This is a genomic window from Macrococcus epidermidis (genome assembly GCF_024205965.1).
Taxonomy (GTDB): Bacteria; Bacillota; Bacilli; order Staphylococcales; family Staphylococcaceae; genus Macrococcoides; species Macrococcoides epidermidis.
The window spans coordinates 754,832-780,599 of the sequence record NZ_CP073819.1; the positions used below are offsets into that span (position 1 = coordinate 754,832).

The 25,768-nt window shown below is 32.4% G+C and carries 36 protein-coding genes, 1 other RNA gene, 1 pseudogene and 1 riboswitch; of the genes and pseudogenes, 33 read left to right on the plus strand and 5 right to left on the minus strand.

Annotation, left to right across the window (positions count from 1 at the left end; translation table 11 throughout):
* Positions 1-16 precede the first annotated feature (16 nt).
* The 5 genes from eno (at position 17) to smpB (ending at position 5,332) form a co-directional block, all read left to right on the plus strand.
* Positions 17-1,321: a surface-displayed alpha-enolase gene (eno, locus tag KFV12_RS04035; protein ID WP_096077072.1), complete on the plus strand. Its 1,305-nt coding sequence runs from the start codon at positions 17-19 to the stop codon at positions 1,319-1,321.
* Between the two features lie 118 nt (positions 1,322-1,439).
* Positions 1,440-1,673, plus strand: coding sequence for a preprotein translocase subunit SecG (gene secG / locus KFV12_RS04040; protein WP_096077071.1), 234 nt, complete (start codon positions 1,440-1,442; stop codon positions 1,671-1,673).
* Positions 1,674-1,766: 93 nt separating this feature from the next.
* Positions 1,767-2,507 carry an alpha/beta hydrolase gene (locus KFV12_RS04045; RefSeq protein WP_254257623.1) on the plus strand — a complete coding sequence of 247 codons (741 nt, stop codon included), beginning with the start codon at positions 1,767-1,769 and terminating at the stop codon, positions 2,505-2,507.
* A 16-nt stretch (positions 2,508-2,523) separates the two neighbouring features.
* A complete protein-coding gene (gene rnr / locus KFV12_RS04050; protein WP_111714318.1) occupies positions 2,524-4,860 on the plus strand; it encodes a ribonuclease R in 2,337 nt (778 codons plus the stop codon).
* 10 nt (positions 4,861-4,870) lie between these two features.
* The gene (gene smpB, locus KFV12_RS04055) at positions 4,871-5,332 is read left to right on the plus strand and encodes an SsrA-binding protein SmpB (protein WP_099580384.1); all 462 of its coding nucleotides are present in this window, start codon (positions 4,871-4,873) and stop codon (positions 5,330-5,332) included.
* Positions 5,333-5,863: 531 nt separating this feature from the next.
* On the opposite strand, the pseudogene KFV12_RS04060 reads toward smpB, so the two are convergent.
* Positions 5,864-6,946, minus strand: a pseudogene (locus tag KFV12_RS04060) (site-specific integrase); the annotation flags it as partial.
* 3 nt (positions 6,947-6,949) lie between these two features.
* The gene (locus tag KFV12_RS04065; protein WP_254257363.1) at positions 6,950-7,705 is read right to left on the minus strand and encodes a helix-turn-helix domain-containing protein; all 756 of its coding nucleotides are present in this window, start codon (positions 7,703-7,705) and stop codon (positions 6,950-6,952) included.
* A gap of 148 nt (positions 7,706-7,853) precedes the next feature.
* On the opposite strand from KFV12_RS04065, the gene KFV12_RS04070 reads away from it, so the two are divergent.
* The 18 genes from KFV12_RS04070 to KFV12_RS04155 all read left to right on the plus strand — a co-directional run bounded on the left by KFV12_RS04070 (position 7,854) and on the right by KFV12_RS04155 (position 16,642).
* On the plus strand, positions 7,854-8,060 hold the full coding sequence (locus tag KFV12_RS04070) for a helix-turn-helix domain-containing protein (RefSeq protein ID WP_254257364.1): 207 nt from the start codon (positions 7,854-7,856) through the stop codon (positions 8,058-8,060).
* A gap of 1 nt (position 8,061) precedes the next feature.
* Positions 8,062-8,277: a helix-turn-helix transcriptional regulator gene (locus KFV12_RS04075; RefSeq protein ID WP_254257365.1), complete on the plus strand. Its 216-nt coding sequence runs from the start codon at positions 8,062-8,064 to the stop codon at positions 8,275-8,277.
* Positions 8,278-8,445 carry a hypothetical protein gene (locus KFV12_RS04080; protein ID WP_254257366.1) on the plus strand — a complete coding sequence of 56 codons (168 nt, stop codon included), beginning with the start codon at positions 8,278-8,280 and terminating at the stop codon, positions 8,443-8,445.
* Between the two features lie 2 nt (positions 8,446-8,447).
* Positions 8,448-8,657 carry a hypothetical protein gene (locus KFV12_RS04085; RefSeq protein WP_254257367.1) on the plus strand — a complete coding sequence of 70 codons (210 nt, stop codon included), beginning with the start codon at positions 8,448-8,450 and terminating at the stop codon, positions 8,655-8,657.
* Positions 8,657-8,959, plus strand: a complete 303-nt coding sequence (locus KFV12_RS04090) for a hypothetical protein (protein WP_254257368.1) — start codon at positions 8,657-8,659, stop codon at positions 8,957-8,959. The genes KFV12_RS04085 and KFV12_RS04090 overlap by 1 nt, the downstream gene beginning before the upstream one ends.
* 48 nt (positions 8,960-9,007) lie before the next feature.
* Entirely contained in the window at positions 9,008-9,853 is an 846-nt protein-coding gene (locus KFV12_RS04095; protein WP_254257369.1) for a primase C-terminal domain-containing protein, read from the plus strand.
* Positions 9,846-11,546, plus strand: coding sequence for a DUF927 domain-containing protein (locus KFV12_RS04100; protein ID WP_254257370.1), 1,701 nt, complete (start codon positions 9,846-9,848; stop codon positions 11,544-11,546). Before KFV12_RS04095 ends, KFV12_RS04100 begins: the two co-directional genes overlap by 8 nt.
* Positions 11,547-11,934: 388 nt before the next feature.
* Complete coding sequence (locus KFV12_RS04105) at positions 11,935-12,291, plus strand: hypothetical protein (protein ID WP_254257371.1); 357 nt, start codon at positions 11,935-11,937, stop codon at positions 12,289-12,291.
* Between the two features lie 101 nt (positions 12,292-12,392).
* Positions 12,393-12,998: a hypothetical protein gene (locus KFV12_RS04110; RefSeq protein ID WP_254257372.1), complete on the plus strand. Its 606-nt coding sequence runs from the start codon at positions 12,393-12,395 to the stop codon at positions 12,996-12,998.
* Positions 12,998-13,168, plus strand: a complete 171-nt coding sequence (locus KFV12_RS04115) for a hypothetical protein (protein ID WP_254257373.1) — start codon at positions 12,998-13,000, stop codon at positions 13,166-13,168. Before KFV12_RS04110 ends, KFV12_RS04115 begins: the two co-directional genes overlap by 1 nt.
* 215 nt (positions 13,169-13,383) lie before the next feature.
* Positions 13,384-13,611, plus strand: a complete 228-nt coding sequence (locus tag KFV12_RS04120) for a hypothetical protein (protein ID WP_254257374.1) — start codon at positions 13,384-13,386, stop codon at positions 13,609-13,611.
* Positions 13,612-13,674: 63 nt separating this feature from the next.
* Positions 13,675-14,190 carry a terminase small subunit gene (locus KFV12_RS04125; protein ID WP_367304769.1) on the plus strand — a complete coding sequence of 172 codons (516 nt, stop codon included), beginning with the start codon at positions 13,675-13,677 and terminating at the stop codon, positions 14,188-14,190.
* Positions 14,190-14,465, plus strand: coding sequence for a hypothetical protein (locus KFV12_RS04130; protein ID WP_254257375.1), 276 nt, complete (start codon positions 14,190-14,192; stop codon positions 14,463-14,465). The genes KFV12_RS04125 and KFV12_RS04130 overlap by 1 nt, the downstream gene beginning before the upstream one ends.
* Positions 14,466-14,611: 146 nt before the next feature.
* Positions 14,612-14,779: a hypothetical protein gene (locus KFV12_RS04135; RefSeq protein WP_254257376.1), complete on the plus strand. Its 168-nt coding sequence runs from the start codon at positions 14,612-14,614 to the stop codon at positions 14,777-14,779.
* 56 nt (positions 14,780-14,835) lie between these two features.
* Positions 14,836-15,336, plus strand: a complete 501-nt coding sequence (locus KFV12_RS04140; protein WP_254257377.1) for an encapsidation protein CP3 — start codon at positions 14,836-14,838, stop codon at positions 15,334-15,336.
* The gene (locus KFV12_RS04145) at positions 15,333-15,692 is read left to right on the plus strand and encodes a hypothetical protein (RefSeq protein WP_254257378.1); all 360 of its coding nucleotides are present in this window, start codon (positions 15,333-15,335) and stop codon (positions 15,690-15,692) included. Before KFV12_RS04140 ends, KFV12_RS04145 begins: the two co-directional genes overlap by 4 nt.
* Before the next feature lie 169 nt (positions 15,693-15,861).
* On the plus strand, positions 15,862-16,014 hold the full coding sequence (locus KFV12_RS04150; protein WP_254257379.1) for a hypothetical protein: 153 nt from the start codon (positions 15,862-15,864) through the stop codon (positions 16,012-16,014).
* Between the two features lie 16 nt (positions 16,015-16,030).
* Complete coding sequence (locus KFV12_RS04155; protein WP_254257380.1) at positions 16,031-16,642, plus strand: hypothetical protein; 612 nt, start codon at positions 16,031-16,033, stop codon at positions 16,640-16,642.
* Positions 16,643-17,553: 911 nt separating this feature from the next.
* On the opposite strand, the gene ssrA is transcribed toward KFV12_RS04155, so the two are convergent.
* Both ssrA and KFV12_RS04165 read right to left on the minus strand, forming a co-directional pair.
* Positions 17,554-17,911: a transfer-messenger RNA gene (ssrA, locus tag KFV12_RS04160) on the minus strand.
* 88 nt (positions 17,912-17,999) lie between these two features.
* On the minus strand, positions 18,000-18,260 hold the full coding sequence (locus tag KFV12_RS04165; protein WP_111714320.1) for a hypothetical protein: 261 nt from the start codon (positions 18,258-18,260) through the stop codon (positions 18,000-18,002).
* A gap of 194 nt (positions 18,261-18,454) precedes the next feature.
* Between KFV12_RS04165 and aroD the strand changes: the two genes are divergently transcribed.
* Together aroD and KFV12_RS04175 are read left to right on the plus strand one after the other, a co-directional pair.
* A complete protein-coding gene (gene aroD / locus KFV12_RS04170; protein WP_254257381.1) occupies positions 18,455-19,183 on the plus strand; it encodes a type I 3-dehydroquinate dehydratase in 729 nt (242 codons plus the stop codon).
* Between the two features lie 63 nt (positions 19,184-19,246).
* Positions 19,247-19,780, plus strand: a complete 534-nt coding sequence (locus KFV12_RS04175) for a nitroreductase family protein (protein ID WP_254257382.1) — start codon at positions 19,247-19,249, stop codon at positions 19,778-19,780.
* Between the two features lie 45 nt (positions 19,781-19,825).
* Here KFV12_RS04175 and KFV12_RS04180 read toward each other — a convergent pair whose 3' ends face one another.
* Positions 19,826-20,146 (minus strand): thioredoxin family protein, encoded by a 321-nt coding sequence (locus KFV12_RS04180; protein ID WP_096077065.1) that lies wholly within the window; start codon positions 20,144-20,146, stop codon positions 19,826-19,828.
* Positions 20,147-20,289: 143 nt separating this feature from the next.
* On the opposite strand from KFV12_RS04180, the gene KFV12_RS04185 reads away from it, so the two are divergent.
* The 8 genes from KFV12_RS04185 (at position 20,290) to sufC (ending at position 25,752) form a co-directional block, all read left to right on the plus strand.
* On the plus strand, positions 20,290-20,643 hold the full coding sequence (locus KFV12_RS04185; protein ID WP_254257383.1) for a Spx/MgsR family RNA polymerase-binding regulatory protein: 354 nt from the start codon (positions 20,290-20,292) through the stop codon (positions 20,641-20,643).
* Between the two features lie 72 nt (positions 20,644-20,715).
* On the plus strand, positions 20,716-21,084 hold the full coding sequence (gene gcvH, locus KFV12_RS04190; protein WP_111714323.1) for a glycine cleavage system protein GcvH: 369 nt from the start codon (positions 20,716-20,718) through the stop codon (positions 21,082-21,084).
* Positions 21,085-21,176: 92 nt separating this feature from the next.
* A complete protein-coding gene (locus tag KFV12_RS04195) occupies positions 21,177-21,566 on the plus strand; it encodes a toprim domain-containing protein (protein WP_111714324.1) in 390 nt (129 codons plus the stop codon).
* Entirely contained in the window at positions 21,538-21,849 is a 312-nt protein-coding gene (locus KFV12_RS04200) for a thioredoxin family protein (protein WP_111714325.1), read from the plus strand. The genes KFV12_RS04195 and KFV12_RS04200 overlap by 29 nt, the downstream gene beginning before the upstream one ends.
* A gap of 39 nt (positions 21,850-21,888) precedes the next feature.
* Positions 21,889-21,994: riboswitch (SAM riboswitch) on the plus strand.
* A gap of 72 nt (positions 21,995-22,066) precedes the next feature.
* On the plus strand, positions 22,067-23,092 hold the full coding sequence (locus KFV12_RS04205; RefSeq protein WP_254257384.1) for a methionine ABC transporter ATP-binding protein: 1,026 nt from the start codon (positions 22,067-22,069) through the stop codon (positions 23,090-23,092).
* Positions 23,085-23,777: a methionine ABC transporter permease gene (locus KFV12_RS04210; protein WP_111714327.1), complete on the plus strand. Its 693-nt coding sequence runs from the start codon at positions 23,085-23,087 to the stop codon at positions 23,775-23,777. The genes KFV12_RS04205 and KFV12_RS04210 overlap by 8 nt, the downstream gene beginning before the upstream one ends.
* A 52-nt stretch (positions 23,778-23,829) precedes the next feature.
* Positions 23,830-24,663 carry a MetQ/NlpA family ABC transporter substrate-binding protein gene (locus KFV12_RS04215; protein ID WP_254257385.1) on the plus strand — a complete coding sequence of 278 codons (834 nt, stop codon included), beginning with the start codon at positions 23,830-23,832 and terminating at the stop codon, positions 24,661-24,663.
* A gap of 312 nt (positions 24,664-24,975) precedes the next feature.
* Complete coding sequence (sufC, locus tag KFV12_RS04220; protein ID WP_239242314.1) at positions 24,976-25,752, plus strand: Fe-S cluster assembly ATPase SufC; 777 nt, start codon at positions 24,976-24,978, stop codon at positions 25,750-25,752.
* Positions 25,753-25,768 lie beyond the last annotated feature (16 nt).

Below are 25,768 nucleotides of genomic sequence, written 5' to 3' on the forward strand. Positions count from 1 at the left end.
CAAAGGAGTTTTACACATGCCAATTATTACAGATGTTTATGCACGCGAAGTATTAGATTCAAGAGGTAATCCTACAATTGAAGTTGAAGTATTTACAGAAAGTGGTGCTTTAGGTCGTGCATTAGTACCTTCTGGTGCTTCTACTGGTGAACATGAAGCTGTTGAATTACGCGATGGTGATAAAGACCGTTACATGGGTAAAGGTGTATTAAAAGCTGTTGAGAATGTTAATGAAATTATCGCTCCAGAAATCATCGAAGGTGATTTTTCAGTTTTAGACCAAGTATCAATCGACAAAATGATGATCGCTTTAGACGGTACAGAAAACAAAGGTAAATTAGGTGCAAATGCTATTTTAGGTGTTTCAATCGCTGTAGCGCGCGCAGCTGCTGAATACTTAGGTATGCCTTTATACAAATACTTAGGTGGATTTAACGGTACACAATTACCAGTGCCTATGATGAACATCGTTAACGGTGGTTCTCACTCTGACGCACCTATCGCATTCCAGGAGTTTATGGTATTACCGGTTGGCGCACCTAACTTTAAAGAAGCTTTACGTTGGGGAGCAGAAATTTTCCATAACTTAGCGAAAATTTTAAAATCTCGTGGATTAGTAACTGCAGTAGGTGACGAAGGTGGATTCGCTCCAACATTCGAAGGTACTGAAGATGCAGTTGAAACGATTTTAGAAGCAATTAAAGCAGCAGGTCTTGAACCAGGTAAAGATGTATTCTTAGGTTTCGACTGTGCTTCATCTGAATTCTATGAAAACGGTACTTATGATTATGCTAAGTTCGAAGGTGAAGGCGGTGCGAAACGTACTTCAGCTGAACAAGTAGATTACTTAGAAGAATTAGTTAATAAATATCCAATTATCTCTATCGAAGATGGTATGGATGAAAACGACTGGGACGGTTGGAAAGCTTTAACTGAACGTTTAGGAGATAAAGTTCAATTAGTTGGAGATGACCTGTTCGTTACGAATACTAAAATTTTAGAGCGTGGTATCAACGAAGGTGTTGGTAACTCAATCTTAATCAAAGTTAACCAAATTGGTACTTTAACTGAAACATTTGAAGCAATCGAAATGGCTCAAAAAGCTGGTTATACTGCAGTAGTTTCTCACCGTTCTGGTGAAACTGAAGATACTACAATTGCTGATATCGCAGTTGCTACAAATGCAGGTCAAATTAAAACTGGTTCATTATCACGTACAGACCGTATTGCGAAATACAACCAATTATTACGTATTGAAGATGAATTATTTGAAACTGCTAAATTTGAAGGATTAAACTCTTTCTACAACATCAGTAAATAATAACTTTATAGTCTATACATCGAAAAGGAACGTGACGACGTTCCTTTTCTTTATGTTTCTTTTTACAAGTGAATATGTTAATATAATATGAGTTATTAGAAATTGAGGAGGACCATCAATGAATACTTTACTTACAGTATTACTAATTATTGATTGTCTTGTATTGATCACTGTTGTGTTATTACAAGAAGGTAAGAGCAATGGCTTATCAGGAGCAATTAGTGGTGGAGCTGAACAATTATTCGGAAAACAAAAACAACGTGGTGTTGATTTAATTTTAAATAGAATTACTATTGTTGCGTCTGTTTTACTTTTCTTAATTACAATTGCAATCGGTTATTTTGGTATTTAATAAGGGGTCCGGACACGTTGTTCGGGCTTTTTTATTTTTATTTTGTACTTAAAACACATACAATAAATATATAAGGAGATATTTTTGATGAAAATGAAAATTCAATTACCTAAACCATTCTTTTTTGAAGAAGGCCCAAGAGCAGTGTTGTTATTACATGGCTTTACTGGAAACTCTTCTGATGTGCGTCAATTAGGACGTTTTTTACAGAAACAAGGGTATACATGTTATGCACCGCATTATGAAGGACACGGTGTACCTCCAGAGGAGCTGCTACAGTCCAGTCCACATGTTTGGTGGAGTCAGGTTATAGAAGCTTATGATTTCCTGAAATCAAAAGGATATGATGAAATAGCAGTAGCTGGTGTATCACTGGGAGGCGTATTTAGTTTAAAATTGAGTCAATATCGAGATGTAATAGGTGTTGGGACGATGTGTTCACCAATGCATATAAAGACGACAGGGAATATGTTTGATGGTGTGCTTGCATATGCACGTGAATTTAAAAAGCGTGAAGGAAAGACGCCTGAACAAATTGAGAACGAGATGTCAGCCTTTCATCCAACATCAATGCTTGAAGAATTACAGACGACATTAGCTGAAATAAGACCAACTTTAGATAATGTATATGCGCCTTTATTCGTTGCACAAGGACGTTTAGATACAATGATAGATATTGATTCAGCGAATATTATATATAATGAATCTGAAAGTGAAGAAAAAGAGATACATTGGTATGAGAAAAGTGGTCATGTTGTTACAATAGATATTGAGAAAGAACAATTGTTTAATGACTTTTTAGCATTTTTAGAAAAGCTTGAATGGTCAAATTAAAAAGGAGGCAATATATATGCATCTATTTGAAGAAGAAGTTATTGCATATTTACAATCATTAAAAGGGAATGCAATTACGGTAGAAGATATAGAAAAACATCTTGGTTTAAAAGATGCAGATGCCTTTACTGGACTTGTAAAAACTTTAGTAGCGCTTGAGCAGTCAGGCAAGATCAATCGCACTAAAAATGATAAATACTATATACCGGGTAGTCCGGGAGACTTAGTACAAGGTACTCTAAGTCAGCACAAAAAAGGATTCGCTTTCGTTCGTCCGGAAAATGAGGCGATAGAAGATGTATTTATCCCGCCAAATAAGATCAACAGAGCGATGGATGGCGATACAGTATTAGTGAGTGTGTCAAAAGCAAGTGATGGGCGTAACGAAGGTGAAGTTAAAGCAATACAGAAACGTGCGATAACGCAAGTTGTCGGAACCTATACTGAAGCGAGACATTTTGGGTTTGTACTTCCGGATGATAAACGTATTACACAAGATATCTTTATTCCTAAAGGTAAAAATCTTGGTGCTGTAGAAGGACATAAAGTATTAGTGGAATTGACACAATATGCTGATGGCACGAACAATCCTGAAGGTATGGTTAAAGCAATCCTTGGACATAAAAATGATCCTGGTGTAGATATATTATCCATTATCTATACACATGGTATTAATATTGATTTCAATCCTGCAACTATTGAAGAAGCGAACAATGTGCCGGATGAAATTGAACCACATGATTATAAAGATCGTGTAGATTTACGTGACGTATTAACCATTACAATTGACGGTGCTGATGCCAAAGATTTAGATGATGCGATTAGTGTAGAAAAGTTAGAAAATGGCAATTATAAATTAATCGTTTCAATTGCTGACGTCAGTCACTATGTTACGGAAGGATCAATGCTAGATCAGGATGCATTTGAGCGTGGGACGAGTGTCTATTTAGTCGATCGCGTAATACCTATGATTCCACATCGATTAAGTAATGGTATCTGTTCCTTAAATCCTAAAGTCGATCGATTGACGTTAAGCTGTGAGATGGAAATCGATCATACAGGACGTGTTGTAAATCATAAAATTTATCAAAGTGTGATAAACTCTGATGAAAGAATGACGTATGATGCTGTCAATCAGATATTAGAGCATAATGATGAAATCTTAATACATGAGTATAAACATATTCATGAACTGTTGATACACGCAAAAGATTTAGCTGATATATTAAAACAAATGCGTGTAAATCGTGGAGAAATTGATTTCGACCTTAAAGAAGCTAAGATTTTAGTAGATGAAGTAGGTGTGCCTAAAGAAGTTGTTATTCGCGAGCGCGGATTAGGTGAACGATTAATTGAATCATTTATGTTAATGGCCAATGAAACCGTAGCCGAACACTTTGCAAAATTAAAAGTACCATTTATTTATCGAGTCCATGAAGAACCGAAAGCAGACAGATTAAAGCGATTCTTTGAATTCATTACAAATTTCGGTTTAATCGTTAAAGGCGGTACTGAAAATATTCATCCAAAAACGCTTCAGAATATCGGTAAAGAAATTAAAGATAAACCAGAGGAATTAGTTATCTCTACACTTATGTTACGTTCAATGCAGCAAGCGAAATACTCTGAACAGAATTTAGGACATTTTGGACTTTCTGCTGAATACTATACACACTTTACATCACCAATCAGACGTTATCCGGACTTAATTGTTCATAGATTAATCCGCAAATACTTAATCGAACATTCAATGAATGAAGAACAAAAAGCAATATGGGAAGACAAGCTTGTTGATATCAGTGAACATACTTCTAAACGTGAACGCCGTGCGATTGATGCAGAACGTGATACAGATGATCTGAAAAAAGCAGAATATATGATTCAACATTTAGGTGAAGAGTTTGAGGGTATTATTAGCTCTGTTGCTAACTTCGGAATGTTTGTAGAACTTGAGAATACAATCGAAGGTATGGTACATAACTCTAATATGACAGATGATTATTACCACTTTGATGAACGTCATATGGCGATGATTGGTGAACGTCATGGTAAAGTGTTTAAAATCGGTCAAAAAGTAAAAGTAAAAGTCGTGAATGTAAATGTTGATGAACGCATGATTGATTTTGCGATAGTCGGTATGGACATGGCTAAAATTGAAAGTAAAATACGTGAAGTTAAGATTAAAGCTGAACGTAAAAGTGGTGGTAACAATAATAACCAAAAACCACGTAAAAAAGGTCGTGGAAAAGCGGCTGGCGAAAAGTTTAGTAAAGCAGCGAAGAAAAATGGTGGAAAGAAACCATTCTATAAATCCAAAGCAGTGAAAAATGCAGGTAGAGGCAAAAAGAAATAGAGGTGAAGTTATGCCAAAAGGTGACGGAAAGACATTAGCACAAAATAGAAAAGCAAGTCATGATTATACCATTGAAGAAACATTTGAAGCGGGAATTGTGTTACAAGGGACAGAAATTAAATCGATAAGACGCGGCAGTGCGAACTTAAAAGATTCTTACGCAAGAGTGTATAACGGTGAAATGTATGTGTATAACATGCATATCGCACCGTATGAAGAAGGAAATCGATTTAATCATGATCCTTTGAGAACACGTAAACTGCTTATGAAACGTAAACAAATCGATAAATTGTTTGGTCAGACACGTGAGCAGGGTTATGCGTTAGTGCCACTTAAGTTATATATTAAGAATGGTTACTGTAAGATGCTTGTAGGACTTGCCAAAGGTAAGAAAGACTACGATAAACGACATGCATTGAAAGCAAAAGAAGCGAAACGTGAAATGGATCGTGCGATGAAAGAGAAATACTAACTACCGGAGAAATTCGGTAGTTTTTTGTTGTGCAAGTAATAAATATTTTCCAGTGCAAAGAATTAATGAAGTAATCAAATTCTATTTAATATATAAAAGAGCTTATACCCCTTAAGGTATAAGCTCTTCTTTATGTATGGAGACGGCGGGAGTCGATTATTACAATATTGATAGTAATTAAAAAATGCTCAAAGCACTGATATAATAACGTTTTCGATACCTAGCACAATAGCAATATATCGTATAAATTATAAGTTTTAATCAAATTTGGGGGAACGATTAGCCCTCTAAATTGATAGTTTTTTTACTGTTATCAAATTTAGTATTTAAACCCTCTTTGAATACAGTAGCATACTTAATATTTGGCTTACCATCTTCAAGTGTGAAATGATATTTGGCTACTGGTTCATTATCTTCTTTTATCGTTAGATCCTCACCAGCAACAACAACTGCATAATTTTGAACATCACTAATTATAAAATTCCATTCTGAAAAATATTCAATATCAAATTTATTAATTCTGTTTTTATCCATGAGATGCATTATCTCTTTTTGAGTAGACGGGTACAAGTGACCGTATCGGGTAGTTACCTCTACAGTAGATGAATGACCAAGCCTAGATGCAACTATCATTGGACTAGCACCATTATTTATTAATAAACTAGCGTGTGAGTGTCTGAACTCATGAAGTACGATACGTGGTATATCATCACCTAATGAGTCGAGTACAGTCTTATACCATCTATCAATAGTGGACTCACTGAAAGGCTTTGTAAACGTACCAAACAACACATAGAAGTCTTTATATACGTTATGTTGCTTATACCATTCCTGGTATTGCTTTAATTCTTGCATTATATGGTCAGGAAGATATACATCACGAGTTGATGCCTTTGTTTTAGTCGTTGTAATTGTACCGTGGTAGTCCGTTTTATCTATATGGATATAACCCTCATTCCAATTAATATCATTCCATGTCAACGCTCTACATTCACCCTTACGACATCCAGTCCAATAGAGAAGTGAGAAAAACATTCTATGTTGTAAAGATGGCACAGCATCAATAAATGTATTGAATTGGTCAAGAGTCCAGTATTCTAATCTCTTATGTGACTCTATCTCAAAGTTACCAACTAATGATGCTACATTCTTCTCTAGTCCATGATAGGTGATAGCATGGTTTAATATCTGTACCAGGAATACATGCATCTTCTTTAGGAACTCACCACTATAACCCTCTTTTAACTTCTTATTCTGAAACTTCATAATGAGTTTGGTATCTATCTCAAATACATCAGCTTTATTAAAGAATGGCAGTAAGTGATTATTTAAATGCGTTTTAAGTGCTTTGATGCTGGATGCTTTACGTCTTGCAGAATACCATTCAAGATATTCATTGGCTAACTCATCAAAGGGGAGTTTATTTATCTTACCAATGCCCTCCAACTCATCAATAAACCTATTACATTCTTGTACTGCATCTTTACGCATTTTAAAGCCACTTCTTGAAATCTCTTTACGCTTACCAGTTACATCATAATATTTAAGTCGGAAGTAGTAAGTACCACGCTTTTCATCCTTATGAATGTTATGTGAGATTTTTAGATCATGCATAGGCTAGTCCTCTATTTTTTCTGTTAAAAGTAACTCAGTTAATGAATTTTTATCAAAATGATTAAGGTTGTCTTCATTCGTAAGTAAGTTAAATAATTCTGTAGAATTGCTTATTTTTCTAAATTTACTTTGCAAATATACATCTATCAATTTTTTTATAGTCCTTATATCTCTGTTATCCAAAGTGTTGTAGAAAAACATATCATTTTCATTCAGAGATATTTTATTTTTAATATTTTTACGAAATATATAGGAACGGCCATAAAAAATTTCATATTCATTTTGAGTTAATAACCATTCGAGATCTAAAAATGGTTTGTCGACAATATTAAAAGAGGAAGAATTCTTGTTTAATAACACTTTGTTTTCATATATGTCTTTTTCTTTAGAAGTTGAGTTTTTTATTTTATTTTCCATGTCTGTGATATAAAAGTCATTAAATTTAGTAAATATAATATCCAAATCATTTTTCTTTAAATCGCTATCTTCAGCGTTTAAGAATTTTTTTAGTATTTCTTTAATTTCATAATCAATTAATTCAGAAACATCATCTACATTTTCATATTGGTTTGTTAATGAAATTAAATTCTTTTTAAAGCCTTTTAATATGTTATAGAGGTATTTTTCAGTAGGGAAATTTCTTTTGCCATTTTCTAATTTACTTATGTAGGCAGTAGAAACGTCAGATAGATCCGAAAACCTTTTAACTGATAAATTATAATACTCTCTTTCATTCTTTAATAATTCTCCGAATTTCATTATATTATCACCTCATTATTATATTAACAGAAATTTTGTACTTTGGGTACAAAAATATAAGTGTTGACAATATGTAATGTATATTATATTATTAATTTGTACTTATAGTACAAACAAGTAAACATATACAAAAAGCAGAGGTGATAATATGAAAAATCAATTCAGTACGATTTTAGGTTCTCAAAAGAAAACTATGTCAGACGTATACAAAGCCACTAAGATTAGTCGCACAACGTTATCTGGATTATTCTATGAACGCACTAAAAACCCAGATACACAAACAGTGATGAAGATATGTGAGTATCTGGATATCACACCCGATGAATTTTTCGGAATTAAAAAAGAGGAGGGATAACATGAGTAAACATTGGCAGTTGTATATTTTGAGAAGTGAGGCAGGTAAAAGTCAAAAAGACATGGCAAAGTTACTAGGTATCTCACCTAATCGCTACTTATTACGTGAAAATATGAAAGCAGATTTCAGTTTGCCAGAGGCTCAAAAACTTGCAGAGTACTTCAATGTATCACTTGATGAACTATTCCCACCTAAAAATGTAAAGGAAGTGGGATAGATGAAATACGCAATATCATTTTTAATCTATACGATCATTACAATGCTTATTATGGTGAATTTAACTGATGAAGTAATTGCATTATATTGCTTGTACTTTTCAACTATAGGAATGGTACTCATAGCAACAGCAGGAATTATAAATTATGAAGAGAAAAGAGGATATTAAACATGACAGACAAACAAATTAAAGAGATTTACAAATTAGCAGATGTATTAGAAACGATTACTAATAATGAAGTAGATTTATTTGAAAGCGAAATTAAAGTAGGTGGACAAACATTCAAAGTTGAATTAGAGCCATTAGAGTATGCTCAAGTAGTGGCAAAAGGTGTAAGTAATGCATTGATTGAAGTAGTAAATATGGAGGATGAAGAGTAATGGATATTAGAGATATGAAACTACAACTCGAAATGTTGCAATTAAAAGTTAATGCTTTAACTGACCATGTTTATGATCATCTATCACAAATAGAAACATCTATTGAAATGGATTGGATAGAGCCTAATCCAGTAGCGAAACGCTATTTAATCGAAAATATGAGAGATATTTATATCACATCTACAGTTGCATCAGATATTGAAAAAGATGTTGAACGTTTATATGAAGAAATTTGCAAAGAAAAAGCCAGTACATCTCTAAACTTTGGCGAGTCAGATGTACCAGCAACGAACGAACAATAATGAAATTGTTCAACTGTATATTATATATGAAAGTTGGTGTTTTTATAAGTGAATACACCTAATTATAACATGAATATGATGTTGAATGTATATAAAAATCAGTATTCAAATACTTATATAGGTAGTGAGTTGGTTACATTCGACAAGTTAGTTGAATGGCTAAAAATGACTATTATATCAAGTGATAAATTTAGTAACGGTACTTTCATTATTGGTGACATGAAAGAGGATAAGCACAGGAATGATGCCAATGTGATTAATCGACACGCACTCACTATAGACATTGATGATCTAGCACCAGGAACAACAGTTATAGATGAATTGAAAGATAGGTTTAACTTCTCTTACGTTCTATACAGTACGCACAATCACGAGCTACAAGCCCCACGTTATCGCTTGATAATACCATTAGATAAGCCAATAACAAAGAAATACTATAAGCCAGCTTTACAGCTATTTGAAAAGCAATTAGGACTAAATTTTGATGATAATGCTTTTGATTGGTCTAGGTGCATGGCTAGAACTTCATTAAAGACTAAAGAAAGCGAGTTTATATTTGAGTATCAGCATACTTATTTTCTTAATACTGAAAAGCTGATTGCTGGATTAGATGTGGATGAAACTATAACTATCGATTATTCAAGTATGAAACGTGACAGCAGTCATTGGGATGCTATTGGATATGGTGGTTTAACTGATGGAGATGGCAGAAACAACGCTTTAGCATCAATCACAGGACATTTAATGCGTAAGAATGTCGATATAAACCTTATTGTCGGTTTACTCACTACCTGGAATGACAGCAACAAGCCACCTCTACAATTAAAGGAATTTGAGAGAACTGTTAGATCAATAATTACTAAAGAATTAAAACGCAGAAATGGAGGTGCTTAATATCACAGAAACTGAACAACTTAAAAAAATAGCATCCGAATTGATGCAGGTACAAAAAGAAACAGGAACTCAGGAACTTATACCGAACAAATTTAATATTAATAGTAATGGTGCATTGTCGATATTGAAGAAATATATCAAAGATGAAAAAACAGGTGAACAAGTACCAAACTATGAATACGTGGCAAAAAACTTTCCTAGAATTGAGGGAAAATTTAGAGATGTTGAAACTGATGCACTATTCTATGTGATCTCTTTTAATGATGGTGGTAAGCGTATATTTAAGCGTGTTAAAGCCACTACACTTACTAAGAAAGCTGAACTATTAGAGTTGTCTTCTTATGGACTGGATGTATCAGATAACAATTATAAGAATGTCATGTTATTTCTTTCATTGATGCAGGCAACTAATGAATATATTGAAACGCAAGCATCAACACGGATAGGACATATCAAAAACTATTTTATTATTCCTAATGCAAAAGATGAAGATATTAAGCTATTCATCGAGGATGTATCATATCAGAAAATGGCAGATGCATTTAAAAGTAAAGGAACTTTAGAAAGCTATCAAAAGAATGTGTTTGAACTCATCAGAGACGAGCCGACAGCAGTTGTTACGCTTTATGGTGCTTTAGGTAGTGTATTACTTAAAGAACTTGATATTGAGCCATTCATATTAGATTTAAGTGGTAAGACATCTACAGGCAAGACAACAATACTTAAACTTGTTGCGAGTTGCTGGGGAACTGGGGAACTGGTGAACAGTTGGAACTCGACACAGGTCGCAATAGAACGTAAAGCATCATTTTATAATTCATTTCCTTTGTTGCTGGATGATACACGAGCAGGCAACCCCCATGTTATTAAGAATGTGATCTATAGCCATTCAGTCGGACACGACAAAGGTAGAGGAAACACTACCAGCATCAATAAAGAGAATAGTTGGCAGTCGATTTTAATATCTACTGGTGAGAATGCCATAAGTGAATATAGTGGTGGCAGAGGTGGTGCTGGTGCTAGAGCAATCACTATAGAAGATGAGCCATTTCAAGAGCCACGTTTTAATGAATTATATTCAGCTATATCAAAAAACTATGGCACTCTAGGGATTGAATTTTATAAACAGTTTGCAGATAACAAACAATTATATGTAGATCAATACCAGTATATATGCAAGAAATATCATAGTAAATCAAATAATAATGAAGTGCTTGAAAGACTATCTCGAGCCTTTGCATTATTGGAACTCACAGGCACGATATTGAACGACATTAAAGGCTTTGAACACAACTACAGCGACTATGTAGAACAAGCCTACAAGTCAATGCTAGAGCAAAATAAGGCTATTGATAAACCTAAGGAACTACTTATATCAGTACTGGAATATATGGATAGTCACAGGGACAACATTTTGTATGCTGGTGAAAAGTTTGGTAGAGGTGAGATAGTCGGAATATACAAAGACAATTATCTTGCAGTGATGCCACAGACACTCAAAATGTTACTAGAAATTGAATTACAAAAGACGTTAAAAGAGTGGCAGTCTAGAGGTTATCTAATTACAGATAATAATAGAACTGTAAAACAAGTTAAGCAAAGTGGCAGAAGGTATACAGCGTACGCAATTAGAAATTCAACAATTAATGAATTTGGATTTGACTTTAAAGAAGAAAAAAATGATTTTCCTTAAAGGTACAACTGGTACAACGTGAGTACAACATATTATTTGTATAACGTTGTACCGATAATCGTTGTCATATCAACGGTTAAACAAGATAGTACAACAAGTACAACGTAATTTTTAATAATATATATAACTTTTTATACTTTTAAGTAAATAGATAGATTAATAAATATATAAGTGTATTTTAAAAAAAGCGTGTACTTGTTGTACTATTCATTCAAACCGTTGGGAGAGTAAGGGTAAACGGTACAACAAAGACGTTGTACCTCACGATATTAGTGTTGTACCGTTGTACCTTTTTACCACCAACACATATAAAGTGGCTAAACTGTTATGTATTCTCCTTATCCACACACATATTAATATCCACACACATAAACACGGAGGAATTAATATGAAAACACTAGAAATAAATCAACAAAAATTAGAATTAGATGCAAAGATGAGCCAGGAACACTTAGATGTATTAAATATCATTAAGGAAAGCAAAGATGATGCAATCACAAGAAAGCAGATTGTCGCAATATTAGGCAAAGATGCAACTTATTTCAGACAACTAAATGACATTATCACTGATCTTGTTGTCATATTCAAAGAGCCTATCGGAAGTAGCTCAATTAAATATAAAAATGGTTACTTCTATTGTAAAAATGAGAATGATTTTAGGATTGCTAGAAACTCACTAAATTCTAGAGTCGATAAAATCAGGGAACGTGAAAGAGTACTATATGAATTGAGTAAGAATAAGTAACATCCGTTGAATGTCGGGAGACGTGCAACATTCCATTTTTCCTTATCCATTTATCCACACACATAAATTTTATTAATAAAAATAATGAAAGAGGTTGAAATATGAAGACACAGTATTTATTTGATACACATGAACAATTAATTAATGATAATTCAATGGTTATCGCTGATTTACAGGAAAGTATTAGAACGAAAAAGGGTGACTTAGACACATTTAATAAGCAGTATGAAGAGTTTATTAAGAATGGTGATGATGACAAAGCAGATAAGTTATTTAGTGAAATTGTTAAGGCTGAAACAGATATTAAGATGACACAAAAGAAGTTAGAGACTAAACGTCCTATCTTAAAAAATAAAGAGATAGATAATGCTATTGAAGTATGTACTCATCTTAAAGATTTACCGAACTTATATAAAGAAGAAGCTGAAATACTTAAAGATGAGTATATAGAGGCTAAAAAGAAGTTAGATGAAGCTGAAAATAAAATAAAAGAATTAAATAGAGAATTTGATAATGAATATCAAGATTATGTTGATTTATTTGATGAATACCATGGAGATTATCCACATGTAAACAAAGATTTTGTTGAAAGAGCAAAAGCGAAAGGTATAAGTAAAAACGCTGGAGAATTTCCTTTGAGAAAAAGTACATCTGTAAGAATAATTAATTTATATGAACTAAATAAAGAAATTGGAGGCAATAATTAATGAAAATTGAAAACTTAATACCTTCAGATTTTAGTAATCTTAAAAAAGCTTTGGAATCACAAGGAGTATACACTGGAACGATATTTAATGCTTTGGCACAAGATATAGAGCAAATACAAAATAAAGTAATGACAGAATTTGAGATTGACAAGAGCGAACTACAGACATAGAATTTAGAACTTAAACAAAAGTTGCAGGACTTTGAACATTCAGGATTGGAGACTAATTTAAACGGTAATGAGCGAACAAAATCGTTTTCTGAAAAGGTTAGAGAGAAAAGAGTAATAGGTAATAGTAAAAGTGCTGGTAATGAATACGAGAACTTATCATTAGCTGAAAAAATAAGAAGAAAAAGAATTATTTAATAATTAGGAGGAAATATATTATGAATCATAAAAAATTTACAAACTTAAGAAAAGTATTAGAGGACAAAGGAGTGAGCTTTGACATACCAATTATGTCGGCTATTGATAGAGATATTGAACAAAATATTAAGGGATTAAGTGATGTAAAAGAATCACAGAAAGAAGTAAATAAATCTAATACAGTAAATTCAAACGAACCGTTTTCAAAGTCTGTCGCTGATAAATTTAGATCTAAGAGAATAATTTAATAAATAGTTTGGCTAGATTGAATAAAATCAATTTAGCCATTCTTTATAAAATGAGGTGGTAAAGTGCAATTAACTGAAAGGCAAAGACGATTTGCAGATGAGTACATCAAAACAGGTAACGCATATCGCTCGTGTATTAATGCTGGATATAGTGAGAAATATGCTAAGTCACAAAGTCATTTATTATTGGAAAATGTGGGAATTAAGACTTACATAGACGAAAGACTAGATGCTATTAAATCTTATGAGATTGCAGAACAAAAAGAGATATTAGCATATCTTACAAGAGTAATGAGAGGACAAGAAACTGATACGGAAGTTATACCTATATCAGTTGGCAAAGGTATGCAGGAATTGAGAGAGATTGAAAAGAAAGTAGATTCTAATATTCGTGTTAAGTCAGCAGAGTTATTAGGTAAACGTTATGGTACATGGATAGATAAGCAGGAAAACACTAATAGCGTTATTCTTATAGATGTTGGCGAATATACAGAAGATTATCAAAAGCATGTTGAAGAAATAAGTGAGAAACTGCCTAACAGTACCATATTGATAAATGATGTACCTTTGGAGGACTAATGAAACAAGATTATAAAATTAATGAGAACGGTAAAGTAGTTATTGAATTGATAGCTGACAATTTTAAGCATATTGGCAAGAAAGGAAAGTTTAAAGGCTGGATAAGAATTGAACGGACAAATTATAATATAGAATTTAATAAAGTGGATGAAATTAATGTATTAGCTTACTGTCCGATATGTAATGAATTAAATAAAGCATTATATTTAGATCCATTTGATGAAACACCAGCACATGATAATGAACCGATTTGTTATAAATGTTGCAGTATTTGAATGATTTAGTTTAAAAATCGTAAGGTTTTGTAAGGTAGAGCCATAAAAACAGGCAAGGTTTAGGAAAGGTAATCTACTATTGAAATTCAAGGTATCCAAAGTTTTACCAAAGGTTAGCAAAAGATTAAAGTAAACGAGGTGATTATATGCAACCTACAAGATTAGATGGCAAACCTTATACTAAAGAAGAAATAGAGGTAATGTATAAATCAGCAATTAAAAGAGAAGGTGAAAAACGTCACAATAAATATAAACTTGATGATAACGCTACAAGTGAGAGTTTTTTTAAGTTTGTTGATAGAGAAGTTGAATGATTAGAAAAAGGGCTAGATTAGGTATAGGTATGTACAACTTATAAAGAGGTGATTTAATGAAGTTAATCAGATTCACCAGCACACACATTTATACACCATATAATAAAATAACTGAATATGAGTTATTAAGAGATTATTCACCTAATAGCATTAAATTAAAGATTGCTTTCATGAATATGCAGATCAATGAAATGTATCATTTATCAGTAAGCCATACTACAACAAGTGACACATTCGGAATAATTACAGTAGGATGCAAAGTTGAGGCTTTAGCACTATGGATAATTGAGCAGAAAGAGTCATTAGAGCGATACAAAGTTAAATCTAATACAAATATGCAGATATTAAAAGAATGCTTGAAATACTACTCTAAAATTGAACAGAGGGATATTAAGCGTTATCTTATATCTAACGGAAATTATGGCAGAGTTGATTTAATTGAACAGTTAAGAAAAGATATATTTGAGTATCGTCTTAAAGGCTATTTAGAGCGTGATACAGAGCAAGTTAAAGCAGAGGATATAAAACCCAATGGAAAGTGTTTGATTGCAGTATGAGTAAGGAAAAACGGGAATTAAAGAAGTACATATTAAACTATCATAAACAGATAGAAGATGTTGAAATTGATGATCATATGCTGGAGGATGAAATATTTTTCTCTTTAGATGATGTAACTGATGTAGATTATAATGAAGCACTTGAACAGGTTACTAATATAGCAGATTCAAATACTATTAATGTGCTGATTGAGAAAGTACAAGAGATAGCGACTGAAAGAGAAGAGGCTATATTCCTTTGTTTCTTGCAGGGTAAGGATATTGAAGAGATTAAGCGTATATTTATGCTAGGTGAGGCAATGCTTAATAAACATCTTGATAGAGTGATTGATAAAGTGTTAGAGGGTAGCCATTAAGTTGGTTATTCTCTTTTTATTAAATGTGTCAAAATTGTGAACAAAATATGATTAATTAATGTCAAGTAATTTAAATAAACTACTTTATGTATTGTTTTCGATATATAAGAGGGTATATAATTATTGAACAATTAATATTACAAACCATAAAAAAAAGGAGATGTTTAATATGACAGTAAGAATTCCATCTAAAGAATCTTTGAATATTAAAAAGCCGTCTCAAAGAGCTATCACAGAAATTAACAAACGTATTTCAGAAGGAAATAAACCAGTAAAAAAACCATTTCCTTATACTAATCTAGATTTCGTTACTATAAAATAAAAAAAAGAGTGATTTTTTGAATAAATTAAATCTTATCAATGTTAGAGGTATGTCCAAAAATGACATACCTCTATATAAATGCTCAAAATCTGAAGAGATAGATTATTTTTTAAATAATGAAGCATGGGAATATTCGAGACCAGACAAATTAATAAGCAATACTCACTATTTAATGATTGATGACAATATTGCAGGTTATTTCACTATATCATTACAGACTTTTAAAATGCATAGGACTAAGAAGAAAGAAATTAATATTACTAGTTATCATCACAAGAATGGTGAATATCAAGTGTTATATCTTAATCTTTTTGGTTTGGATGACAACTTTAAGAAAAAAACACTAGATAATACTGATATTAAGGTAAGTAATTATTTGATGTTCCAATTTTTTTTAAAAGCAAGTAGTATTTTAAATACTGTACCCTTTGCGTTAATAGTGTTGCAAGCCGAACAACCTTTACGTAAATTTTATGAGGGATATAAATTTGTTTATGTAGAGAAACATAGAAGTGGAAGAGGCATATACGTCTTACCATCATCTATTATTGATAATTTTTTCGATATGGAAGATCCGGAATATCCATTTTACGAACTTTTAAACTATTTACAAAATAATATAGAATAATTCCACCTTAAATTAACGTTTTGGTGGTTTTCTTATGCCCTATTTTAAGCGACTTTACGCACAATCACCCACGATATAAAAGTTATCGTGCTTAAAATCGGAATGTCAGAACACTGTAATTTACATAAATCATTGAAAAACAATCTTTATATCATTATGATGATTGTAATGGAAGATAATTCTATATGATATTACTTTGTGAAAGGGATGTTATTATGAATAATAAAAGCTACAAACTAAAAGAATTAGATGTAATTTTGATGGTAGTTTGTATGGGAATAGGTGCATTTCTAGGTTTATTAGCATATACACAAAACTGGTTAGGATAATAGTATTTTTAAGGTGGTATTTCATGTATAAAGAGCCAAATAAAAGAGATTGGATAATATTTATTGGATTAGTAATATTACTGTTAATAGGTTTCATTTTAGAAATATATTTGAGATTGAACTAAAAATCATACGCATTATATAGATTTCATTATGCATAAAATATTCATTCAAAGCCCAGTACCGAACACTCAAAAAGGCTTTAAATCAACAATGTATATTTTATGTATAAAGCTAAAAATATGCGAACACCTTAAACTGTTGATATGATTTGTTTTCATAAATATTTTCGTTTACATAATTAAATATTATCGGAAGTTAAAATGAATACCGTATACATTATGTAAAAATGGATATACCAATCTAATAGTATCTAATGAAAAAGAATTTACATTCAAATATCACATTACTAATGCTGGTATTGAATTAATGGATGAATTAAAAGAATACATAGAACACTATTAATATGGAAGAAACTCAAACAACTAAATGGCTACATATCAACGTGTGCTGGGGGAAAATTGGGGGAATACTGGGGGAACAAAAATAAAAACCCTTTAGCAACAAGGCTAAAAGGCTAATGTATGGAGACGGCGGGAGTCGAACCCGCGTCCAAAGATCCTGCAATTGATACTTCTACGTGTGTAGTCCTGTTATTGAATTTCACGATACATCTGAAAACGGACATCCGAATGTATCGCTAGCCCGATTAATCTCTTACGAACAGACTCCAGGCGGAAGTGTTCGTCGTATCCTACTAAAGTTGAACCTCTACATCAGGCACATAGGCGATGCTTGAGAGAGGTGCAGAGTGCGATTAGGCAGCTACTGCGAAATTGTTTGTTTTGCCAGTTATTATAACTGTTGTGTTGATAACGAAGACAACCCTCCGACACGCTATACCAACCCAAGTGACCCCTGTCGAATCCGTAACGCCCCCGAGATAGTATGAATAAAATAACTAGCATACTTAAATATAACAAATTGAAACACATATTTCAATAATAAAGCATAATACCTTATAGGTACTATGCTTTATTATGGATATGAATGGTCTTATCATTTTCATCAATAGATACGATAATCTGATTATTATTGTTCATATTTTTAAAAGTGATATTATCTTCACTATCTTTAGTGAATTCGATAACGTCCATTATGCTATGGCTTTTGTATATGGGTTTTGTAATCGCGATATAGTCTTCGTTTTCTACTAAACGAATGGCTATCTTCGTGTGGTTATCTATTTTCCATCCTGGTAACGTTTTTAAATCAAATAGTGTTTTCATTATTATCCTCCATATATTAATCACTATGCTTTCCAAATTAAATTCTTGTGAACTTATAATATGGGTATAATTGATACAATTTATTAATCAAGTAAGGTAAAATAGACTTAAGAGATTGTTCAATAATTAACAGCACTTATCTATTTTACCATACTTTCACTTTAATTATTGGATGAATAAGAGGAGGACTTATTTTGACAGAGCAGAGTAGTGCAATTCCAAAGGTAATATTGACGTTATCAGATGTACAGAACACAGATGATAAAGTGATTAAAGAAGCGATTGAATATATCGATTATTTCGATGTCGTTGAATATCGAGCTGACTTAGCACAAGGTTCAATTGAATTTTATGAATCTGAGATTGCTTTTATAAAGAATAAGTTTCCATCAAAACAAATTTTATTTACATATCGCACAGAAGATATGAATAACAAGACAAAAATTACGATGGATGCTTATTTTGAACTTATTAAAGAAGTGATAGAGAAAAAGTTATGTGATATTATCGATTTAGAATTGATGATGTACGAAGACTATATGGATAAATTATTGGTTTTGGCACGTGCGAATAATATTTTAGTGTTAATCAGTCACCATGAATATGAATTCACTCCACGTATTAAAGATATGCTCGCGATATATAATCGCATGATTAAACTAGATGCAGATTACTGTAAACTAGCGGTTAAACCGAATGATGGTAAAGATGTGCTTAACTTAATGTCAGCAGTTTATGAAACAAAACAAAACTGTAATTTAAATATTATCGGTATAGCAATGGGAGAAATTGGAAAGATTACACGAGTGGCGTGTGGGATATTTGGATCATCTATGACCTTTGGCTATGTCGGCAATCCAGTTGCACCAGGCCAAATTCATATTAAAGATTTACATGATCAGATTGTACTTTATAAGTCATGATTTACAAATTAATGATACTTCTTTATAATTGATAATGGTTATCATTTATGAGGAGGTATTTTTTTGGAATTAAAAGATGCGATAAAAAATAGAAGAAGTATTAAACAGTATGTCGATACAACTGTTGAAGATAGCGCTGTAGAACGTGCGATTGAATTAGCGACATATGCACCTAACCACGGTATGCGTGAACCTTGGCGCATTGTGTGGGTGAAAAAAGAAAGATTAGAAAACTATGCTCAGACGTTTGCTGACGTTGCATTTAAGAATAATGCAGAGAAAAAAATTCAGCATGTAGACAAAACAAAAATACTTGCTGGTATATTGTTAGTCGTTGGTCCACGCGATCGACGTCAAAAAGAAAATTTAGAAGATATTCTTGCGATTGGCGGTTTTATGCAGACGCTTTCATTAGCTTTATATGAAGAAAAGATAGGGAGCTGTATTAAAACACAACCACCTTTACTACACCCAGAGTTATCAAAACATCTAGGTTGCGAGGCTGATGAAATGATTTATGGAGCGGTTTATTTAACAGCTCAAACGGAATCAGAATATAAGCCACGAAAGAATAATAATTTAATTTCAACATATTAAAAAAACCATCCATTTCATCAATGGATGGTTTATAAATTTAAAATTTTATTTTAAGTTCTCGGCTAAAAATGCTTTAACTGATTCAGGTGTTTTTGCGTTAGCAGAATGAAGATGTGCTAATTTTTCACCTTTTTCAAAGATAAGGATACTTGGGATACCCATTACTTCATTCTCATCAGCAGCTTCAGGTACTTGGTCACGGTTGATTTTATACCATGTATAATCATTGTATTCATCTACAATAGGATCAATCCAGAAATCCATACGTGTACAATCGGGACACCAATCTGCAAAGAATTTTACGATTACTTTCTCATCTTGATTTATAATTTCTTTAAATTCTTCATATTGACTTATTGTTCTCATAATTATTCCCTCACAGTGTTTTATATAATTTATTTATATGATAATTATATACCTTTTTAATAAATTATTAAACGATAAGGATTGCAGTTGTAACCTTTAAGAATAATTGTTAATATTAGGTTAAATTAAGAAGGAGGCCTATGATGATAAAATTTTATCAGTTACCAAATTGTAGTACATGTAGAAAGGCAGCAAAATATTTAGAAACACATGGCGTTAGTTTTGAACCTATCCATATCGTTGAACTTACTCCCACGGCTGCTGAATTTAAAGCGATTGTAGAGCAGACAAATGTTGATGTTGATGCGCTTTTCAATAAACAGGGTGCTAAATTTAAAGCATTAAACCTTAAAGAAACATTAAGCGAAAAGTCAGATGATGAAAAGTTTGAATTACTTGCTTCAGATGGTATGTTAGTTAAAAGACCGTTAGCTGTTAATGGCAATAAAATTACTTTAGGCTTTAAAGAAAAAGAATATAGCGATACTTGGTTATAAAAATGATTGAATAAACGCTTACAATGTGTCATTATTATAGTGATAGTACTTTAATTAAACGGAGGGTTTATAATGTCAAACTTAAAATTTTCAAAAGATCACGAATGGGTAAAATCAGAAGATAATGTTAAAACAATCGGTATTACAGATTTCGCACAATCTGAATTAGGGGATATCGTATTCGTTGAATTACCAGAAGTTGGAGATGAAATCGAAGTTGGTGCTCCTTTTGGTAGCGTTGAGTCAGTAAAAACTGTATCTGAATTATATGCTCCTATCTCAGGCAAAGTTATTGAAGTTAACTCTGAATTAGAAGATTCTCCTGAATTAGTAAACGAATCAGCAATGGATCAAGCTTGGATGATTAAAGTTGAAGCTGACGATGCTGCACTTGAAGAATTAATGGATCAAGCACAATATGATGAAATGATTAACGCATAAATGGTATAATTTCCTTGATAATAATTTATCAAGGAATTTTTTTATTATCAAATTGCTAAAACTGAATACAATATGATAAAAAGGTGATGGACATGTCTGTAATTACTAAAGTTATCGTTGTAGAAGGAAAGCGTGACAAACTAAGATTACAAGAAGTATTAACGGAACCTGTACATATTATATGCACCAATGGCACGATGGGTATCGGAAAACTGGATGATATGATTGAAGATTTGTACCATCATAAAGTTTATATTATGACCGATAGTGATAAAGCTGGACGTAAAATTAGATCTTGGTTTAAACGCCATGTGAGTGAAAGTAATCATATTCATATTGATCCGAAATACGGTGAGGTGGGTAATTGTCCACTAGATTATTTAGCAAGAACGATGATGAAACATCAGTTTGATGTAAAACAACAATTGATATGGAAAGGTAAGCCCGCGCAATATGAACTTAAATCAGCTTTTGCAATTTGAAATTTCAGATCAACCATTTATTCTATTTGGATATACCCCGTTTTGTGGTACATGTAAGCTTGCAGAAAAGATGTTAGATATTACTGCTGCATCTCTAAATATACCCGTTATAAAAATTGATTTAAATTATTATGAAAATTTAAGTCAGTATTATGAAATAAAAAGTGTACCTGTGCTATTGTTTATTCGTAATGGGATAGTCGAAAATATTTCTTATCAATTTGAGTCCGTAACAACTTTGTATGAAAATTTAAATTTACTGTTGACGAATACTTCAAATTGACTTAAGATAAAGAACATATTCATAAAACAACTAAATAAACTCTTATCCAGAGTGGTGGAGGGATGTGCCCTATGAAACCCGGCAACCGTCAATAATGACATGGTGCCAATTCACATAAAGTTATATTAACTTTAGAAGATGAGAGAGTCGAAAATAGATAATTATCGTCTTTCTTATGTTCACATAGGAGAGACGTTTTTTTGTTAGGAGGCCAAATTTGATTACATTAAACAATGTTGTAAAGACATTTACAACAAAAAAAGGAAATATACAAGCTGTCGATAACGTAAATCTTGAAATTCAAAGCGGTGAGATTTACGGTATTATTGGTTTCAGTGGTGCCGGGAAAAGTACATTAATTCGAATGTTTAACGGATTAGAATTACCGACGAGTGGTGACGTGATTGTAAATGGCAGTACCATCAATAAACTGTCAAAGCAGCAACTGAATAAAGAACGTCAAAAAATATCAATGATATTCCAGCATTTTAACCTACTTTGGAGTAGAACGGTATATGACAATATTGCATTACCTCTTGAAATAGCCGGCGTTAAAAAGAGCGACATTAGTCCTAAAGTGAAATCTTTGATTAAACTTGTTGGATTAGAAGGCAGAGAAAATGCTTATCCATCAGAATTGTCAGGAGGGCAAAAACAACGTGTAGGTATTGCCCGTGCATTAAGTAATGATCCTGACGTTTTACTTTGTGATGAAGCAACGAGTGCTTTAGATCCACAGACGACAGATGAAATTCTAGAACTATTAGTTGATATCAATAAAACGTTGAACTTAACCATAATTTTAATCACCCATGAGATGGAAGTTATCCGCAAGATCTGTCACAAAGTAGCTGTAATGGAGTTAGGGAAAGTGGTTGAAGAAGGATCAGTGATAGAAGTATTTAATAATCCAAAAACAACTATCACAAAACGTTTTGTACGTGATGATATCCAGGATAATGAAACTGAGACTTCAATCGAAGAGATTAAACAAGCATATCCACATGGCAGTATCCTGAAATTAAAATTTGTTGGCTCTTCAACTGGCCAGCCTATCGTAAGTAAAGTAATTAAGAAGTACGGCATCGAGATGAATATCTTAGCAGGAAATGTTAAACATACTCAATCAGGATCTTTCGGTAATTTAATTGTTCATGTTAAAGAAGTTAACGGATCACTTCAACCTATCGCTGAAGAATTAAAAAGCCATGGTGTTGAGATGGAGGTAGAAAGACATGGATAATTTTATTAAAACATTGACAGATATGTTAAGCATGAAAAATGTGGTATGGGCAGATGTATGGACTGCAACCGTTGAAACTTTATCAATGACTTTTATTTCTGCAATATTCACATTTATATTTGGGTTAATTATCGGTATTATATTGTTCTTAACTTCTCGCAGTAAGTCAAAAGCAGCACGTGTATTTTATAGTGTTACAGCTTTTATCGTCAATTTATTCCGAGCAATCCCATTTATTATCTTGATTTTATTGCTATTTCCATTTACAAATTTAATCATGCAGACAATCAGTGGAGTAAAAGGAGCACTGCCAGCTTTAATTATTGGTGCGGCACCTTTCTACGCACGTCTTGTTGAAATTGGATTGAAAGAGATAGATAAAGGTGTAATCGAAGCTGTTGAATCAATGGGCGCAAATACATGGACATTAATTAAAAAAGTATTAATTCCTGAAAGTTTACCAGCAATTGTATCTGGTATTACAGTCACAACGATTGCACTCGTTGGTTCTACAGCAATCGCTGGCGTTATTGGTGCCGGTGGTTTAGGTAACTTAGCTTACTTAGTTGGATTCACAAGAGGACAAAATGACGTAATTTTTGTTTCTACAGTAATTATTTTAATTATTGTATTCCTCATTCAATTCGTCGGTGACATTATTACGAAGAAAGTTGATAAACGTTAATTATCCAGAATGGATTTTTATAAAAATAATACAAAAAAGAGGAGCGTTAAAAATGAAAAAATTATTTTACGTATTTCTTACTGCATCATTAATATTAATTCTTGCAGCTTGTGGTAATGATAAATCTGACGACAACAAAACTTCAAAGTCAGATGACAAAACGATCACAGTAGGGGCTTCACCCGCACCACATGCAGAAATTTTAGAAGAAGCAAAAGCAGCACTAAAAAAAGAAGGTTATGATTTAAAAATTAAAATCATCAATGACTATACAACACCAAACCGTATGTTATCAGAAGGTGACATCGATGCGAACTACTTCCAGCATACACCGTATTTAGAAACTGAGAAAAAAGCTAAAGGATACAACATTGAATCAGCAGGAAATGTCCACGTTGAACCAATGGCGGTATATTCAAAAAAAGTGAAAAACTTAGATGAATTAAAAAAAGGTGCAACAGTGTATGTATCTAATAACCCGGCTGAAGAAGGACGCTTCTTATCATTCTTTACAAAAGCAGGTTTAATTAAACTTAAAGACGGAGTAGATCCTGTAAAAGCGACATTTAAAGACATCGTTGAAAATAAAAAAGATATTCAATTCAACAACAAACAAGCAGCAGAGTTTGTTCCTAAAACTTATAACAATGGTGAAGGTGATGCAACAATCATCAACTCTAACTTTGCTTTAGCAAATAAATTAAATCCAGTTAAAGATTCAATTGCAATTGAAGGTGAAGATTCTCCATACGCAAATTTAATTGCAGTGCAAGAAGGACATAAAGATGATGCTAAGATCAAAGCATTAGTTAAAGTATTACAATCAAAAGAAATCCAGGATTTCATCAATAAAAAATATGATGGAAAAGTAATTCCAGCAAAATAGTAAAAAAATGAGATTAAGACATTTGTCTTAATCTCTTTTTTTATTAATGTGAAGATGATATAGAATGAAGAGTTAGTTTGGAAGAGATTTTTAAACTATATTGAAGATTAAGGTTGTATTCATGTTTCTTTATTTTCAATCAAAAGACATATTTTCTCACTGATTAAAAATATTTAGCCCGATTAATTTAACTAATATCTTATTTAGGTTATAATAAGTACTGTGATTTAAGTCATAGGTCTTTGACCTCAGATTAAAATTATTATAAACTAGATAAGATGAAATTATTATATATATCGGAGGGAATTCAATATGGTATCAGTTTTAGAAATTAAAGATTTACACGTTTCAATTGAAGGGAAAGAAATTTTAAAAGGTGTAAATTTAACGATTAAACAAAATGAAATTCATGCAATCATGGGGCCTAATGGTACTGGTAAATCAACTTTATCAGCAGCAATTATGGGTCATCCTAAATATGAAGTTACGCAAGGTGAAGTTTTACTTGATGGCGAGAATGTATTAGAAATGGAAGTTGATGAACGCGCACAAGCTGGTCTTTTCTTAGCGATGCAATACCCATCAGAAATTTCTGGTGTTACGAATGCAGACTTCTTACGCTCAGCAATTAATGCTAAACGTGAAGAAGGTAATGAAATCAATTTAATGCAGTTCATCAAGAAATTAGACAAAAATATGGAATTTTTAGAAATGGATTTAGATATGGCACAGCGTTACTTAAACGAAGGATTCTCTGGTGGGGAGAAAAAACGTAACGAAATTCTTCAATTAATGATGCTAGAACCTAAATTTGCAATCTTAGATGAAATCGATTCAGGTTTAGATATCGATGCATTAAAAGTTGTATCTAAAGGAATTAACGAAATGCGCGGAGAAAACTTCGGTTGCTTAATTATCACGCATTACCAACGTTTATTAAACTACATTACGCCTGACTTCGTACATGTTATGATGCAAGGTAAAGTTGTTAAATCAGGTGGAGAAGAGTTAGCGAAACGTCTTGAAGCTGAAGGTTATGACTGGATTAAACAAGAGCTTAACATTCAAGATGAAACAATTAACGCGTAATACCTGATAATTAAAT

What these genes read in the sequence shown, in the direction of transcription:
- eno (WP_096077072.1), top strand. Translation starts at nt 17, where the DNA reads ATGCCAATTATTACAGATGTTTATGCACGCGAAGTATTAGATTCAAGA.
- secG (WP_096077071.1), top strand. Translation starts at nt 1,440, where the DNA reads ATGAATACTTTACTTACAGTATTACTAATTATTGATTGTCTTGTATTG.
- KFV12_RS04045 (WP_254257623.1), top strand. Translation starts at nt 1,767, where the DNA reads ATGAAAATTCAATTACCTAAACCATTCTTTTTTGAAGAAGGCCCAAGA.
- rnr (WP_111714318.1), top strand. Translation starts at nt 2,524, where the DNA reads ATGCATCTATTTGAAGAAGAAGTTATTGCATATTTACAATCATTAAAA.
- smpB (WP_099580384.1), top strand. Translation starts at nt 4,871, where the DNA reads ATGCCAAAAGGTGACGGAAAGACATTAGCACAAAATAGAAAAGCAAGT.
- KFV12_RS04065 (WP_254257363.1), bottom strand. Translation starts at nt 7,705, where the DNA reads ATGAAATTCGGAGAATTATTAAAGAATGAAAGAGAGTATTATAATTTA.
- KFV12_RS04070 (WP_254257364.1), top strand. Translation starts at nt 7,854, where the DNA reads ATGAAAAATCAATTCAGTACGATTTTAGGTTCTCAAAAGAAAACTATG.
- KFV12_RS04075 (WP_254257365.1), top strand. Translation starts at nt 8,062, where the DNA reads ATGAGTAAACATTGGCAGTTGTATATTTTGAGAAGTGAGGCAGGTAAA.
- KFV12_RS04080 (WP_254257366.1), top strand. Translation starts at nt 8,278, where the DNA reads ATGAAATACGCAATATCATTTTTAATCTATACGATCATTACAATGCTT.
- KFV12_RS04085 (WP_254257367.1), top strand. Translation starts at nt 8,448, where the DNA reads ATGACAGACAAACAAATTAAAGAGATTTACAAATTAGCAGATGTATTA.
- KFV12_RS04090 (WP_254257368.1), top strand. Translation starts at nt 8,657, where the DNA reads ATGGATATTAGAGATATGAAACTACAACTCGAAATGTTGCAATTAAAA.
- KFV12_RS04105 (WP_254257371.1), top strand. Translation starts at nt 11,935, where the DNA reads ATGAAAACACTAGAAATAAATCAACAAAAATTAGAATTAGATGCAAAG.
- KFV12_RS04110 (WP_254257372.1), top strand. Translation starts at nt 12,393, where the DNA reads ATGAAGACACAGTATTTATTTGATACACATGAACAATTAATTAATGAT.
- KFV12_RS04115 (WP_254257373.1), top strand. Translation starts at nt 12,998, where the DNA reads ATGAAAATTGAAAACTTAATACCTTCAGATTTTAGTAATCTTAAAAAA.
- KFV12_RS04120 (WP_254257374.1), top strand. Translation starts at nt 13,384, where the DNA reads ATGAATCATAAAAAATTTACAAACTTAAGAAAAGTATTAGAGGACAAA.
- KFV12_RS04130 (WP_254257375.1), top strand. Translation starts at nt 14,190, where the DNA reads ATGAAACAAGATTATAAAATTAATGAGAACGGTAAAGTAGTTATTGAA.
- KFV12_RS04135 (WP_254257376.1), top strand. Translation starts at nt 14,612, where the DNA reads ATGCAACCTACAAGATTAGATGGCAAACCTTATACTAAAGAAGAAATA.
- KFV12_RS04140 (WP_254257377.1), top strand. Translation starts at nt 14,836, where the DNA reads ATGAAGTTAATCAGATTCACCAGCACACACATTTATACACCATATAAT.
- KFV12_RS04145 (WP_254257378.1), top strand. Translation starts at nt 15,333, where the DNA reads ATGAGTAAGGAAAAACGGGAATTAAAGAAGTACATATTAAACTATCAT.
- KFV12_RS04150 (WP_254257379.1), top strand. Translation starts at nt 15,862, where the DNA reads ATGACAGTAAGAATTCCATCTAAAGAATCTTTGAATATTAAAAAGCCG.
- KFV12_RS04165 (WP_111714320.1), bottom strand. Translation starts at nt 18,260, where the DNA reads ATGAAAACACTATTTGATTTAAAAACGTTACCAGGATGGAAAATAGAT.
- KFV12_RS04180 (WP_096077065.1), bottom strand. Translation starts at nt 20,146, where the DNA reads ATGAGAACAATAAGTCAATATGAAGAATTTAAAGAAATTATAAATCAA.
- KFV12_RS04185 (WP_254257383.1), top strand. Translation starts at nt 20,290, where the DNA reads ATGATAAAATTTTATCAGTTACCAAATTGTAGTACATGTAGAAAGGCA.
- gcvH (WP_111714323.1), top strand. Translation starts at nt 20,716, where the DNA reads ATGTCAAACTTAAAATTTTCAAAAGATCACGAATGGGTAAAATCAGAA.
- KFV12_RS04195 (WP_111714324.1), top strand. Translation starts at nt 21,177, where the DNA reads ATGTCTGTAATTACTAAAGTTATCGTTGTAGAAGGAAAGCGTGACAAA.
- KFV12_RS04200 (WP_111714325.1), top strand. Translation starts at nt 21,538, where the DNA reads ATGAACTTAAATCAGCTTTTGCAATTTGAAATTTCAGATCAACCATTT.
- KFV12_RS04210 (WP_111714327.1), top strand. Translation starts at nt 23,085, where the DNA reads ATGGATAATTTTATTAAAACATTGACAGATATGTTAAGCATGAAAAAT.
- KFV12_RS04215 (WP_254257385.1), top strand. Translation starts at nt 23,830, where the DNA reads ATGAAAAAATTATTTTACGTATTTCTTACTGCATCATTAATATTAATT.
- sufC (WP_239242314.1), top strand. Translation starts at nt 24,976, where the DNA reads ATGGTATCAGTTTTAGAAATTAAAGATTTACACGTTTCAATTGAAGGG.